Below are 14,817 nucleotides of genomic sequence, written 5' to 3'. Positions count from 1 at the left end.
TATATGGGGAAGTATCTTTTTATTCTTTTGATAATTGTAGGATGGTATGGTGCAGCGAGAGCACAGGCCGACAAGACTCGACAGCTGACACTCCAAGAGAGTATCGATATAGCTAGTGATAGTTCGTTACAGTCGTTTAGGGTAAAAAATCTATATCTGGCCAATTATTGGCAATACCGGTCGTTTAAGGCCGGTCGACTGCCTTCGCTGAACCTGAATCTTGTGCCTGTACAGTACAACAGAGAGTTCACCAAGCGTTACGATCCGGACAATAACATTGATGTTTACCGTGTCCAGCAATCCTTTTATACATCCGGGAATATTTCTATTAATCAGAATCTGGATTGGACCGGAGGTACTTTTTTTATTGATTCGCAACTTGGGTATTTTCGAAATTTTAGCGAGGGAGGTTTTTCGCAATATTCCAGTGTCCCGTTACGGATAGGGTATGTTCAGAATTTAATGGGCTTTAATCCCTTTAAATGGGAAAAAAAGGTAGAACCATTGAAATATGAAAAAGCAAAAAAACAATACTTATACGAACGGGAAGAGATAGCGGAGGCAGTAATCGAGCTGTTTTTTGGGTTAGCCACGGCGCAGGCTGAGTTTGAAATGGCCAGTGACAACGTCAACTCTTCGGATACCTTGTTCCTTATGGGGCAGGAACGGCTTAAGATTGCAGCTATATCGCAGGCCGATATGCTGACCTTAAAATTGGATGCCGTAAACGCACGAAATACGTTGAAGAACAGCGAAATTGAACTACAGAGGGCGACATTTAGTCTGAGTAATTATCTGAATATGGATAAAAGTGAGGAGTTAGCTGTCGTCCTGCCCGAAAGGCCAATGCATATTAATATTCCTATCGAACAGGCTTTATTGTTGGCCGCAAAAAATAACCCGGACTACCTGGCTAACCGTCAGGAAATCATGGAAGCAGAAAGAGAAGTAGAACGTACACGCCGGGAGGCCGCCTTTCAAGCTAGTCTGTCTGCAAGTGCCGGTTTCAACCAAGTCGATCCGACCTTTGCCGGGGCTTACAGAAACCCCCTGCAACAGAATCTTGTGAGTATCGGTCTAACAATCCCTATCCTCGATTGGGGCGTTAGAAAAGGCAAAGTCAATATGGCGCGTAATAATCTTAATATAGCGAAGATATCTACGCAGCAGCGAGAGCAAAGTTTAGAACAGGATGTTATGGTTACGGTCAGCGAGTTTGGCGTACAGCAGGATATGATAAACAGCGCCGAAGAGGCGTTGGAACTGGGGTTAGCAGCTTTTCAAGCTACAAAGCAACGATTTATCATTGGTAAATCAGATATCAATAGCTTAACGTTATCCCTCAATCGACAGAAAGATGCGCAGAAAAACTATATTGCCGCGCTGAAAAACTACTGGACATGCTATTTCAGAATCCGGAAACTAACCTTATACGATTTTAATTCAGGCGAATCGCTGTCCTACATTTTTGATAACATGCACATGTAAACAGATGGGGAAACAAAAAAAAATATCATCCTTCTCCGTTATCTTGGTATTCGCCTGCCTGTCATTGATTGGATTGGCTTTAGTGCCGCTGCTGCCCATTAAACTAGCGCCATCACAGACATTGCCGAATATTGGGGTGCACTTCTCCATGTATGGCAGCTCGCCCAGAACAGTAGAGCTTGAAGCTACGTCGCGATTAGAGGCTATGTTGAACCGGATAGATGGTATAAAGAAGATCAGCTCAAAATCGGGGGACGGGTGGGGGCGTATACAAATCGAGTTTAACAAACATACAGATATCGATGTCGCCCGCTTTGAGATATTAACCATTATCCGGCAGACATGGAGTATGCTGCCCGAAAATGTTTCGTACCCCTACATTTCGCAGAGCAAGGCAGATAAAAATGCCAACAAATCGATATTGGCTTATACCATTAACGCGCCAGTGACTCCCTACGAAATACAGGACTTTGCAGAGAAAAGTATAAAGCCCCAACTTGCACTGATCGAAGGGGTCTATCAAGTGGATGTGCGGGGTGCTGTGCCGACGGTATGGCGTTTGGAATATGATGCCGATGTCTTAAGGAAATATGAAGTAACCGTGCGGGAAATACAGCGAACATTATCCGAAGTCACACAGGTTGAATTTCTCGATATGGGTATAGTCGAAACGCCATCACGAAAGAAGGAGTGGATACAGATTACAGTACGTTCAGCACATACATCTATATCCGATGCTTTTATGCAAATCGGGGTTCGCAGAGGAGACGGAACGATCATCCCCTTGCAAAAACTGCTGCGAGTGAATCGTGTTGAGGAACAGGCACAAAGTTATTTTCGTATAAATGGATTGAATTCGATCTACTTAACAATTGTGGCAGATGAATGGAGCAACCAATTGGTATTGGGAAAAAGGATAAAGCAGGAGCTTAACGATGTCAGAAAAATGTTGCCCGCCGGATATGAATTACACCTTAATTATGACGCAACGGAGTTTATCCAAAAAGAACTTGACAAGATTTATTTTAGAACAGGTTTGACGTTAGCCATTTTGCTGTCGTTTATGTTATTTACCTACCGTAATTTAAAGTACGTGTTGCTCACAGTGATATCGCTGTTCAGCAATTTGACTATAGCAGCAATATTATACTATTTATTGGAACTGGAAATCCAGCTATACTCTTTAGCCGGGATTACCATTTCTCTCACCCTAATTATAGACAATACCATCGTCATGGCAGAGCACATCACGCGTAAAAAAAATCTTCGGGCGTTTATGTCTATTATGGCGGCTACGGTGACGACAATAGGTACATTAACTGTCGTTTTTCTGATGGATGAGCGTGTCCGGTTGAACTTACTGGATTTCGCGATGGTGATGATGGTCAATCTGGGGATCTCGTTGTTTATTGCCTTGTTTTTGGTCCCCGCATTGTTGGATAAACTTAAATTAGAACGATACGAGCAAAAGGATGGCGACCATCCCATATTAGGCCGTCGGAAAAGACTACGGTTTTCGATTTATTTTTATCGGTATTACGGGGTTTTATGCTGGTTTTTGTATCGTTGGCGGGCCATCGTAATTACGTTATTGATCTTGGCTTTCGGTTTGCCGGTATTTCTTCTCCCCGAAAAAATAGAAAATAATACAAAATGGGCGAGTTGGTATAACGGTACACTAGGCAGTGAGTTCTATAAGGAAACGGTAGCACCCTATGTCAACTATACATTCGGGGGAACATTGCGTTTGTTTGTCCAGAAGGTAAAACACGGTACTTATTTTACAGATCCAGAAGAAACAAGCTTACAAATAAATGCTTCATTACCGAGTAATTCGACCATAGAAGAGATGAATGGATTGGTACAGCAGATGGAAAGTTACATCAGTCAATTTCCGGAAGTTAGGCAATTTCAAACGGATGTACGTAGTGCCCAACAAGCCAGTATCAGTATCCAGTTTGTAGAAGAACATACAAATGGTGATTTTCCATACCTGTTAAAATCTCGACTCATTAATAAGTCTTTGGAGCTCGGCGGAGGCAGTTGGGGTGTTTATGGGCTTGGTGATGGATTTAGTAATGATATTCGAGAGGGGGCTGGATCTTATCGGGTGGAGATATTCGGATATAATTATGACGAATTATTGCACTGGGCTGAACAATTCAAACAAAAATTATTGGAACAGCGACGTGTCCGAGAGGTATTTGTTAATGCAGAATTCAGTTGGTATAAAGCTGATTATGAGGAATTCGTATTTGTCCTTAAAAAAGATCGACTGATCGAGGAAAATATACAACCCTATCAGCTTTATGAACAATTGAACACGGTACTTGGAAATAGAATAAACGCCGGCAATCTCCCTACCCCTGATGGCGGTATAGATCGTGTATTTTTACATGCGAAGCAAGCGGATGATTATGCTATTTGGGATATGCTGCATATCCCCATCCATATCAACAATCATAGTTACAAATTATCTGAACTGGCGAGTATCGATAAAATGCAGATGCCAAAGGAAGTAGGAAAGGTTAATCAGCAATATCGTTTATGCCTGCAATACGAATACATCGGAGCACATGAGCAAGGAAGAAAGGTGCAGGAACGCAATATTGAAGAGTTTGCCAAAGGACTGCCATTGGGTTATACAATAAAAGATGCTAATCCTAAGTATCGAGGGAACAACAAGATACACGATTATTTCTTGTTGATCTATGTTTTTATCGTTATCTATCTCGTTTGTTCTGTTTTATTCAATTCCTTTAAAAAGCCTTTATATATCATATTTGTTATCCCGATATCTTTCATCGGGATATTCCTGTCTTTTTATTTTTTTTCCATCGAGTTCGACCAGGGCGGATATGCTTCATTTATTCTTTTGGCGGCATTGACCATAAATGCGAATATTTACATTGTCGAAGAGTACAACCATATAGTTAGCGCCGGGTCGCAAATATCTACGTTACGTGCATATTTCAAGGCTTGCCAAGCGAAGATAAGGCCAATATTGTTAACAGTCTTATCAACGATACTAGGATTCATTCCTTTTTTGATCGGTGACAGCAAAGAGGCTTTTTGGTTTCCGCTTGCTGTCGGTACAATGGGAGGATTGACCATATCTACCATCGCTACGCTCTTGTTTCTACCGCTTTTTATGGGGGTAGGCAAGGGCGGTACGAAAATGGATTAATGTGTGGGATGTGTTACCTCGATCGGTATTTAGCCGTAATAAAATTTACTGATATTAAGCGCTTGTGGGTAGGGTAGTTATGAGTTGAATATATCGGTAATTTTGAGCCAAGCATATCGCTTTAAACCAGTATGAATTCGATTCTAGCCTGTGGCCTTTTGATATAGTCTTTTAGTCTGAAAAACGCTGGGAAAATGTATACATGTAATGGTTGTGTTAGTTTATAAAATATCTCACTAATATATCCAATATTTAAACTTCATGCAAAATGAAAATCCATTTGCGCCGATTTGGTACAGTCAACAATAATTCCATTTCACCCCCAATATTCCCACAAAATTCGTAAATTTAGCCATCAAGCCGTTTTTGAAGCACACCATGACAGATATCGAACAACTCTTGCAGCAGATCAGGGACTTTCGCGATGCCCGCGACTGGCAGCAGTTCCACAATTCCAAAGACCTCGCCGTAGCCCTCAGTATAGAAGCATCCGAGCTATTGGAACTATTTCTTTGGAAAGGCAACGAAGAAGCCCATCCCGAAAAGCTGAAAGAAGAACTGGCAGACGTGCTGATGTACGCCCTTTTACTGGCCGATAAACATGGGCTCGACATCCAGCAGATCATCGAAGACAAGATCAAGCCCAACAACGAAAAATATCCCGTCGATAAAGCCAAAATAACAGCCAAAAAATACAACGAACTATGAAGCTATACGCTGGGTCAGCAACCGAGTTTATACAATTAAATATCCAGAACAAGCTTGCCGATATACTCCACGAGCAGTTCCTGCAGCAGTTTGGGTACAATCCCTCCCAAAACGAAGTCATGGTGGCAGTTCGAAGAGGGGAAATCAGTTCTTCGAGTTTTATCCGTATGTCGGTAGAGAAAATGGCTGTACCATCTATGAATATAATCTGGAATCGCATTTGTATTTGAACTCTTTCCAAGGAGAGCTTTTATCAGTTAAGCTATACCGTCCCTTGAAAATCATATTTAGTCCGTTCAAACTGTAGTTAGTCTTACAAAATCGTAAAAGTTTCTTCCATAAATTAATAAACACAAAGCTATATACTATTGAATGGATTGCCTGTTTACAGCTTGGAAGGGTGGTACTAATATCCATGATGCAGAAATCTAAAGTGGTAAAGTTTGCTTAAAAGTGGATCAACTGCCGGATAATGGATGCTGATTTGGCCGTCGTTTATTTCTTGCAAAATCTTTTTACTTAATACTGCAAATTGCTCCATATCTGTAAGTGCTGTGTCAAAAAGTTGCTCTGTCCAAGAAAAAGTGAAATCCTGATCTGTGTATCGAGATATTTGATAAGAGAAATATTTCTTTAGTAAAGCAGACCGATCCACCAATGTGGTAACTCGGTTGATGGTACTGTCCAAATGCTCCTTGCCCAGCCAGGTCTTCCTTAACTGAATGATGCTATCAGTAACTAAACAAAACTCATCTGTAACCGCAATGAAACGTTCACGATCCAACAGTTGGTCCAGTCCGTAAAAACACGATCTTAATGACTCATTGGACTCCAACATCGTAGGAATCGCAAGCTGGAAGTAGGTTTTCAACAGCTCTTTGGCCCCATCGAGCGCGTTGTATACAGCATAATCCGTAAACTCCTCACTGGCAATTTTTTTATAGAATTGGCTTTGCTGCCTTAGCATTTCCCATTTTACTTCCGACCGAATACGATGCATCGATTTCATGTTATCGTAATAATCATACTTTACATTGAGATCCCAATATTTCGTCACGTTATCACTCGTCCAAATCTCTTTGAAAAGCTCGATATGGTTTTTTCGATAATTGGAATAGGGGATAATACCACTCCCATCAGGTTTGGCTGTTCCTGACGCATACGCATACGGCTTAACTTTACTTCTATAATAAATCAGTCCTAAATTACGCGAAACCTTATAGATTACATGCCCCCCAAACTCGCCTTGGATAGTCATAACTCCGCTCATTAAGTCAGTTTTGTATCCAAATTTCAGTTTACCGGGGTCTGTATCTATAGCAGGTCCAACATACTTTGTCGAGGTGCCGATACCTTCCCAATATGTATAGGAAAGTGTAGGCTCGCCTAAGCGGAGTATATGAGCATACTTAACGATATTGAGTGTATCTGGCCTAAATCTACGCCAAATCAACCCATCTCCGATCTTTACTCGAGAAAACTCCCTGACTCTACCGTCCGGATTGTATCGGTCCAGGTCTAAAGTGATGGTATCCGAATAGTCCATTTCGGAAGGAACTTTAAAGTCGTATTGCCTTAAACTGTCAATTCTCCAAATAGAGAAAGCGGGATCTGAGTTTAACCTATTTTCTTTGAGAAAGCTTAAGTAGATATCATTGTAAGATCGTTTTAATGCTTCCAGCTTTTCTTTGTGAAGACCCACTAGGTTTCTGAAAAGTATAGTATCTGTTTTGCCTTTTAAAAATAAGATATTTTTGTAGGTTAATTTTAGTTCTTCACCATTGTCGATCAATAGATTGACAATACTTGGGGTAAGATTATTGCGATAAACCTCTGGCCAATCAGTTGCCAGCTGCAAATATGCGCTAGCTCCGACCACCCAAAGATTAGGATTACTTTTGGGAGATGTGCTATAGTAATTTTTGTTGAATCTTTTTCTTGTATAGTGTACAAAATAGTTCAAATCATTGGCATCGGATTGAGAAAATTTACGGATCTCCGTGGAGATATCCTTGTCTTGAAAAGAGTAGTTTCCTGGTCGACCCGAGAAAAGGGAATTTTTTGCCTGTTCCGTGCCCCAATATCCAAACAAATGAAACGTCGATATCAGTTCGTTTTTGTCGATTGTTGCATTCGGAAAGTTCGTTTTATAATCTAGGTAATAGGACAGTTTGAGGTGCCAATCCTGCTTTGAAAGTTCCTGTAAGTAACCGATGATATCCACTTCCATCCTCAGCAATTGCTTCCGAGTGTCGACAATTTCAATTCTCGTTTGTGAAGTTATGTATTGAACCTCTTCAATTTGGTAAATCATACTCTTGAAATGGACATTCATATTTTCGAAGATTACATTGAGTTTACTATCTACGATATCAAAGCGTTCATGCATTTCTTTCGATAAAGTGTCTATCTTGTTTCCTAATACTTCTAGTTGCTCCAGAAGATAGGCTTCAGAAGTTTTTTTGCCAGATTGTGAGAAAGCGTTGTAAATTCCGAGGCTTGCCCCTACAACTCCATTTCCGAGATTGACGATACTTACTATCTGTTTCAGTTTCGACTCATCGGAATCGTCGCCCGTTATACTGAAATATTCCTTTTTCCATTTGGACCAACTATCATAAATTTTTACGGTATTCTGGAATACGCTTCTAAAGCGTTCCGCATCAGTTTTATTAAAATTTGCGATCATTTTGGCCAATACATTATTTGCTGCAGAAAATTGTTTGATCAGTTTTTCCTCCCGCTCCCTTTCCTTTTCCAACTGCTCTTTATAGGCTTCGTATTCTGCTTTTTCTGGCTTTCTTGAAAAACTAATACCACCCATCTGCATTTCGTTATCGTATTTTTTTACCATTTCAAGAGTCAAAATGTTCAGCGAGTCCTTCGATATGGTTGATTTTCCATCAGGCGAGATATGTTCTAGCAGGCTAAGTGTGTAGGGATCAATCAAATTCGTAACTATCTCTGGGACGATAGGATCGCTAGGCCAAAATTCTAAAGAAATAAAATTGTTTATCGTCTTAGCGTATTCGAGGTTCTCAGTGTATAGGTCCCAGCAGATCTCGTATAGTTCATCACGTGGAATGTCGAGGTCTTCTAAATAAATATCATGTTGGATGTAGTTGGTATACTTTTCATTTACACTCCTATAAAGTCTCTTCTCCTGTTGACCCCATTGTTGAAGTATCATTGTGGAATACATCTTTGCAAACAGATTAGATTGGAGTTCCGTCAAGGGTCCAATAGTATTGATTGCGCGAAGAGTAGAAAGCCGCGTTTGATCCCTTGCTTCATAGAGAACGCTTTTGAAATATCGATAGGCTGGAATCAACGAATCGGCTTTCAGTTGTTTGTTTTCTTTAAACGCACAATTAAGTAGAGCAAGGTCTAAAACCTCCTCCTCGCTTAAACCCCTTGAGTTCAAATAAGTGTACCAATATATTTCCCGCTTATCGACAGTTTGCGCCGCTAGATTTTGTGCTTGGTATAAGAAAAAAAGAAGTATTGTGAGCTTTTTCATAGATTTGAGTTTGATAGTTAGTTTCAAATTGCCACGCAACTCTTTGCAGAATCTTTATGGCTGCCAGTAACAAAATTAAAGAAAAATTCGGTTGAAAATGTCTTCTTTTTAATCTTATGATCTCACAATTTTCAGACTAAGACTCCTTCAAATGGCTATCTGTTGAATCACAGTTTCGCAATGGTGGGTCAGAGAAATACAGCCAGTGGATCGACCATACCCTGCATATCCGGCAGACAGCTACCACGGAGTGGCGGCAGGAAGATGCGTTTGAGTTCCGTATCATGGACAGCCCGCATGCGTTGGAGCAAGCCATCCGGGAGAAGGTCGAAGAAGGTTATACTGGCCGGGTGATGGCAGGGTTCTGTTGGCCCTGGACGAAGGAAGCCGATGGGGAATTGCACAAAGATGTTGTCGTGGGTGATTATATCCGCCCGTGGAATGCAGATGAGAACACCCAAGGTATGCGCCGCGGTATCCCTAAATCACAATACTGGGCCTATGACGAGGCAGGTATCGATCAGGTAGGCTGTGTGTATACAGCACAAGGATTTGAGTTTGACTATACCGGTGTCATATTTGGTAATGATCTTAAATATAACCCCGATACCGGGGAATGGGAGGGATTTCCTGAAAATTCGCACGATGGGCAGGTGAAGGGGAGTGAGGATTTCGTGCAGTTGGTAAAAAATACATACCGCGTATTATTGGGACGTGGTATGAAAGCTTGCTATGTGTACTTTATGGATAAGGAGACGGAGCGGTATTTTAGGAGTCGGGTGAGGAGGTGAGGTATTATGTCTATCCACTAGCCTGTTTTTGACAGATGTATTTTTGCGTTCTTAAAGTTATCAACATACTAGCGTTGCTTATTTTTGAGCTTATCTGTTCGAAAGAACAAAGAAAATTGTAATTTTATTAAGAAAATAGAAAAAAATATAAATTGATGAAATCCATGTGGATAAGTTGCACTACCGGCTAGGATGGAAAGTATATAGCTTTGCTTTTAAATAAAAAATAGCTGTCGTCAAAGGATCAAGGCAATTTTCTTTGCGGGGATAGAGATTATGTAATTAAATCAATGGGTAAATTATATGTTGTTTATAGCCCATGATAAAAACCGGTCTAAAAAAGCAGTATTTTTGTATAATATAAATAGTTTGAAAAATGGAAATAAGGAAGGAATAGATGAGAAGGAGGCTGATATAAAAAACAAGAGCTAAGTGTTACTAGCACTTAGCTCTCTTAAACTTATATCATTCGTACCTAGAAAGACAGAATGAAAGTATTGATCTTCTAAATTGAACGCGAAATAAAGCAATTTGTTTTGCATAACCAAACAAATATTACGGAAACCCGTAAAAATACTTTCTCTTTCTAGCGTACCTTGGGGTATTGAATGTGTCCCATGTCCTTCACGAGCAAACACATCATGTAGAGTTTATTAATAGCTAAAGCAATCGCTTGAGGTGTAGTTTGTTGATCCGTTTTCTGGATCAGGAGGTTTCCCTCTGGGTGATCGCGGAGGCAAAGTGTTCAATTTCTATAGCTAAAAATACAATGACAGGAAATGGAAAGACAGACGACAGTCGCCGTCATGGATACGTCGGCGGACGTACGCAATCGTAGAATCCTAAAACAGGGTTGTGGACCAAGCGTGATACGCAAACAGGGCAATTTATCGATGTAAAGACATCCGGTGGCAAATTTAAAGGAATTAGAAAGGAGAAATAATTATGGCAAAAAGAGTGATAAATGCGAAACCGCATCTCGAACCACTTTTAAACGAAGGTGACAGTTATAAAATTGGTTTCGGATCAAAATCCCTAACAACCGAAGGGATACATTATAGAGACCTAAACGAATTGATTAAGGGAAATATTTCCGATTTATTGTTGATGGGAAAAAAAGGGCCGTTGAAAGAAAATACAGCCGGAAAATATGTTAGGAAACAACCAGAGAACAAAGAACAGATTCTTAAACATATCAAATACACCAGAAAAGATGGTGCTCGAATTGAATATGACCGCATCTTTGAAATTTGGGAAAAGAAGCTGTTGCATAAATTTGGATTAAAATTATATAGAGGTATTTCTCCCCAAGGAGAGATCATTCTGTATTTTGAGCAAATGGATTATTTGCCGGATGATACAATGTTATTATTGAGAACAAAAGCTGCAATGAATATCGCGATTTATTTAGGGTCTTATTTTCAAATTTATAATGAACAACTGGAACCTATTTTGCCTATTACAGGTACATTTAAACGGAAAATATTGAGTAGGGGCATGGGTACGGTGAAAGATAAACTTGAGGATATTAAAAAAGAATACTTTGGTGGTGGTGAATCAGTTGATACATCAGGGAATAGCTATCGTTTTTCTATATTGAAAGAATATGCGATTACCGATATCTATAATGGAGAGGGAGGCTTTAATGAATACCTACATTTTGAGTTTGCCAACGATAATATCGTTATTCTTGAAAATCTTCGAAGTGGTAATGCTACATATATATTTGATCTGTCTAAGTATGATAAGAGTAAGACGTTGGACAAAACAACGGCTCAAAATCACGTGTCATTTCTCAGAAGAATTATTCATCATAATATTGATAATTGGAAGGCTGCCTTGTCAACCTTTTTGAAAGAAAATGATAATGTGGATGACGAGGATAGTGTTGGTGTTTAAAATAAAGGGTATTTACCCTTTATTTTGAGTTTATAAATAAATTATCTCTATATTTGAAGGGTAAATACTTTCAAAAGGTGAAAAATATAGATATAGATAAACTGCTTGAAGACATTTTTAACGACGATGTGTCGCTGGATCTGAAGGCTCTTTTTGAAGAAAAGATAGTAGAATACGGTGTTACCAAGACCAGAGCATTGAAACTCCTAAATGTCGATAAGGACGTATTTGAGGATATCATTAATGGTACCGCCAAGCAACCAAACCTTATTCATGTTGTCAAAATTGCTGAGTTCTTGGAGATCAATGTAGACGACTTTATTCAAATGGTTCTCAAGAACCAAAACACCGAAAATATCGCTTCTATCGACCGTGCCCGCAAGGTGAGATTCCTGATGAAGAATTTTGATGTTAAGGCGTTGACAAAATTAGGTTTTTTTGATAATACAGATGATATAGATGAACTCGTCGAGCGCGTATTGCATTACTTCGGTTATGATTCTATTCGCCAGTTTGAAGAAGAATTAGTAACACCGTTGTACAGTAGGACGAAACGTCAGTTTTCGGACAAGATGAAGGATTTCTGGGTTAGGTCAGCCTATCAAACCTTTCGGTTGATTGACAATACAAATGGATACGACCGCGAACGCCTTAAAGATGTCATTGTCAATATGAAACCCTATTCGCAAGATGTCAAGAACGGTCTTTATACGGTGTGCCGGGCTTTGTACAATGTAGGAGTGACCGTAATCTTTCAAAACTATTTAACAACTACGCATGTAAGAGGAGCGACATTCATTATCAATAATAAGCCGTGTGTCGTATTAACGGATAATCAAAAAAAATATCCAACTATTTGGTTTACCCTGTTGCACGAGCTGCACCACGTCTTGTTTGATTACGATGCCATCAAGACCAATAGCTATCACCTTTCCGATGATGAAGATCTCTTCCTCATAGAAGAGAAAGCCAACAGCTTCGCACGGGATTATTTTATGCCCAGGGCAAATTTTGATTATATCAAGACCTATATCAAGAATGATTATATGGTTGAGCAGTTTGCCAAAGAAAATGAAATTCACAAGTCCTTGGTGTATTCATTCTATACATGGTACCAGCAGGAACTTTATAATAAGAATTACTACGCAGCCTTTAAGGAGTACTACCCAGACTATAAACCCGCTATAGCTAAATTAAACCCGATCACTTGGGATGAGGATACTGTCCGGGAAGCCAGCGAAAAAATAAAAGCCGTATTCGAAATCAATTAATAAATTTTAAATCTATGGAAGAGAATAATAAGAAAAAGACTCAGCAGGAGCAAGAGGTAAGCCAAACAGATCTAGAACGATTGGAGCTACTACAACGTGCCCATGAAAAGAAAGGTAAGCAACTAACTATTGACGGCGATGCCGGAAACTTGAAAGAGATCGACGAGCTTCGGGAGTTAGTGGGTAAGCAACTGGATAACCCAGAAGAAAAATACAATATCTACTACAAGGGGATACGTAAGTTACTCATGGATCATTTGCCAAAAGGAGAGGAGTATAAGGAGATGCGTGATATTATCTACGACGAGAAAAATATCTTTTTAAATCTAGGCAAGCGAAAGTGTGATGGTGGTGGCGTCCGCGGATCGGACGGTCGGATGACATTCCAGCCTGTAATGAAGGATATCTTAGATATTGTAATTACATGGGTAGGTGGATCCCAAAATCCTTTTGACCTATACCGTGAGTTTTATATGCTAAATGAAAAGCATGGCTATGCGCATGAGGAGTATGATGATTCCGCGCTTGGTGTGGCGGGAGCAATGTTGAAGTTAGGGGAAGATTAATACTTAAAATTTTTTGTTATGAACGATCAATTTATAAATGAACTGAAAGACCTCCTCCTCCTCAATCAAGGAATTAGCGCTATTAATTTATTGAAGGAATATAGAAATATTATAAAGACACACCCAGATTATTTGGATGATCAGTCTAGTGATGATATCTACTACATGGAACGCCAAAAAAAATTAAGTTATGATGAAGTATCTGATAATATTTTAAGTTCAATTTCAGCATTAGAGAAAGGATACTTTGGGAATAAAAACTAACTGTGTTTTGCTTAACATAAGTTATATAACCTTCACTATTGAAATTTTTGCATAGATTAAAGTTGTAAAATGGTATGTTTCAATAGCTTATGCATAAAAATATTTAGATCTAACTATTAACGAATCGGATGTGTCGGAGAGACCGATCCTTCTGAAATAACCGAGATTACTATTCAGCTTTTATGCTATCTTGATTTTACTAAAATTGTTAACTATGGCTCTTCTTTGCGTTTGTGCAGTTTATGAATGGTTTCTTGAAAGAGATAATTGGAAAGATATTATTATTCCAATTATCTCTGGTTTGGCAATTCCGGCTTTAATTTTTCTCATGACGGTAGGTCGAGAGAAATACAGGCTGCGGTACGATAATTATATTTTCCGTGATAGCTTATTCTTTAAACTAAGGGCTTGGAAAGAAGATATACAATTGAGTATATCCGCACTGAGGAAACAGATGCTGGAACTGAATAACATCGATAATGAAGTAAAAGAATTGCATTTCAGATCTAAAAATGTGTCCGATTTGATAGATGTTTCGTTCGAACGGTGTATTGAAGCGTTTCAAGCAGAGATAGCCAAAGGAAAAGGCTTTGCTACAGATTTCAATAATTTGACGGACTCGTTGGATGTTGTAGGTTCAATCAATGAGCAGCATTACCATATATTTTTTAAACAATATAGTCTGGAACGATTGGAGTTGCACAATTCAAATGTATTTATACTGAAAGAAATTGATGAGATTGTAAAAGATTCCCGGAGAAGGGTTCATCCCGATAAAAACGGCCGACTCACAGATATTTGGCTGGAAATAAATCGTGCCTGGTCAGAGTTTGAATTAGAAAAGCCTTCTTTCGAGGAAAGGGAAACTCTGCTAAAAGCTGTTAAAAGCCTTGGTGAAGAAGCCATAAAAGTGTACTCGTCAAAAACTGATAGCGCGGATACTATCATAAGGTCAATTACTCAAGTGCTTGAGAATATGCAACGTTTTGTCACTTTAAACGATGAGCTCAAGACTCAGCTAGAAAACTATCTATCACAATATGCGCTTGCTGTAGAAAGGATAGATATCCTTTTGCCCGAGATAAGAACAAATAAGCCTAGGGTATTATAACATCTAGAAACT

General features: G+C 39.4%; 10 protein-coding genes and 1 pseudogene. 10 read left to right on the top strand and 1 reads right to left on the bottom strand.

The window, feature by feature from the left end; all coding sequences use genetic code 11:
- Positions 1-3: 3 nt before the first annotated feature.
- The 4 genes from C5749_RS05880 (at position 4) to C5749_RS05865 (ending at position 5,613) form a co-directional block, all read left to right on the top strand.
- Positions 4-1,488: a TolC family protein gene (locus C5749_RS05880; RefSeq protein ID WP_105723887.1), complete on the top strand. Its 1,485-nt coding sequence runs from the start codon at positions 4-6 to the stop codon at positions 1,486-1,488.
- Between the two features lie 4 nt (positions 1,489-1,492).
- Positions 1,493-4,675 (top strand): efflux RND transporter permease subunit, encoded by a 3,183-nt coding sequence (locus C5749_RS05875; protein ID WP_105723885.1) that lies wholly within the window; start codon positions 1,493-1,495, stop codon positions 4,673-4,675.
- 378 nt (positions 4,676-5,053) lie between these two features.
- Entirely contained in the window at positions 5,054-5,383 is a 330-nt protein-coding gene (locus C5749_RS05870) for a nucleotide pyrophosphohydrolase (RefSeq protein ID WP_105723883.1), read from the top strand.
- Entirely contained in the window at positions 5,380-5,613 is a 234-nt protein-coding gene (locus tag C5749_RS05865; protein ID WP_105723881.1) for a hypothetical protein, read from the top strand. The genes C5749_RS05870 and C5749_RS05865 overlap by 4 nt, the downstream gene beginning before the upstream one ends.
- A 176-nt stretch (positions 5,614-5,789) precedes the next feature.
- Here the strand turns inward: C5749_RS05865 and C5749_RS05860 are convergent, their stop codons facing one another.
- Positions 5,790-8,903, bottom strand: coding sequence for a hypothetical protein (locus C5749_RS05860; RefSeq protein ID WP_105723879.1), 3,114 nt, complete (start codon positions 8,901-8,903; stop codon positions 5,790-5,792).
- Between the two features lie 164 nt (positions 8,904-9,067).
- Here C5749_RS05860 and C5749_RS05855 point away from each other — a divergent pair.
- The 6 genes and pseudogenes from C5749_RS05855 to C5749_RS05830 all read left to right on the top strand — a co-directional run.
- Positions 9,068-9,694 (top strand): annotated as a pseudogene (locus tag C5749_RS05855) (DNA/RNA helicase domain-containing protein); the annotation flags it as partial.
- A gap of 945 nt (positions 9,695-10,639) precedes the next feature.
- The gene (locus tag C5749_RS05850; RefSeq protein WP_105723876.1) at positions 10,640-11,593 is read left to right on the top strand and encodes a hypothetical protein; all 954 of its coding nucleotides are present in this window, start codon (positions 10,640-10,642) and stop codon (positions 11,591-11,593) included.
- Between the two features lie 77 nt (positions 11,594-11,670).
- Positions 11,671-12,864 carry an ImmA/IrrE family metallo-endopeptidase gene (locus C5749_RS05845; RefSeq protein WP_219847904.1) on the top strand — a complete coding sequence of 398 codons (1,194 nt, stop codon included), beginning with the start codon at positions 11,671-11,673 and terminating at the stop codon, positions 12,862-12,864.
- A gap of 14 nt (positions 12,865-12,878) precedes the next feature.
- Complete coding sequence (locus tag C5749_RS05840; RefSeq protein ID WP_105723874.1) at positions 12,879-13,430, top strand: hypothetical protein; 552 nt, start codon at positions 12,879-12,881, stop codon at positions 13,428-13,430.
- 18 nt (positions 13,431-13,448) lie between these two features.
- Complete coding sequence (locus tag C5749_RS05835) at positions 13,449-13,694, top strand: hypothetical protein (protein ID WP_105723872.1); 246 nt, start codon at positions 13,449-13,451, stop codon at positions 13,692-13,694.
- A gap of 214 nt (positions 13,695-13,908) precedes the next feature.
- Positions 13,909-14,805 (top strand): TMEM53 family protein, encoded by an 897-nt coding sequence (locus C5749_RS05830; protein WP_105723870.1) that lies wholly within the window; start codon positions 13,909-13,911, stop codon positions 14,803-14,805.
- The last annotated feature ends 12 nt before the right edge of the window (positions 14,806-14,817 follow it).

It is taken from the genome of Sphingobacterium gobiense (genome assembly GCF_002980575.1).
In the GTDB taxonomy this organism is placed as follows: Bacteria; Bacteroidota; Bacteroidia; order Sphingobacteriales; family Sphingobacteriaceae; genus Sphingobacterium; species Sphingobacterium gobiense.
This window is presented reverse-complemented; position numbering and strand designations above follow the sequence as displayed.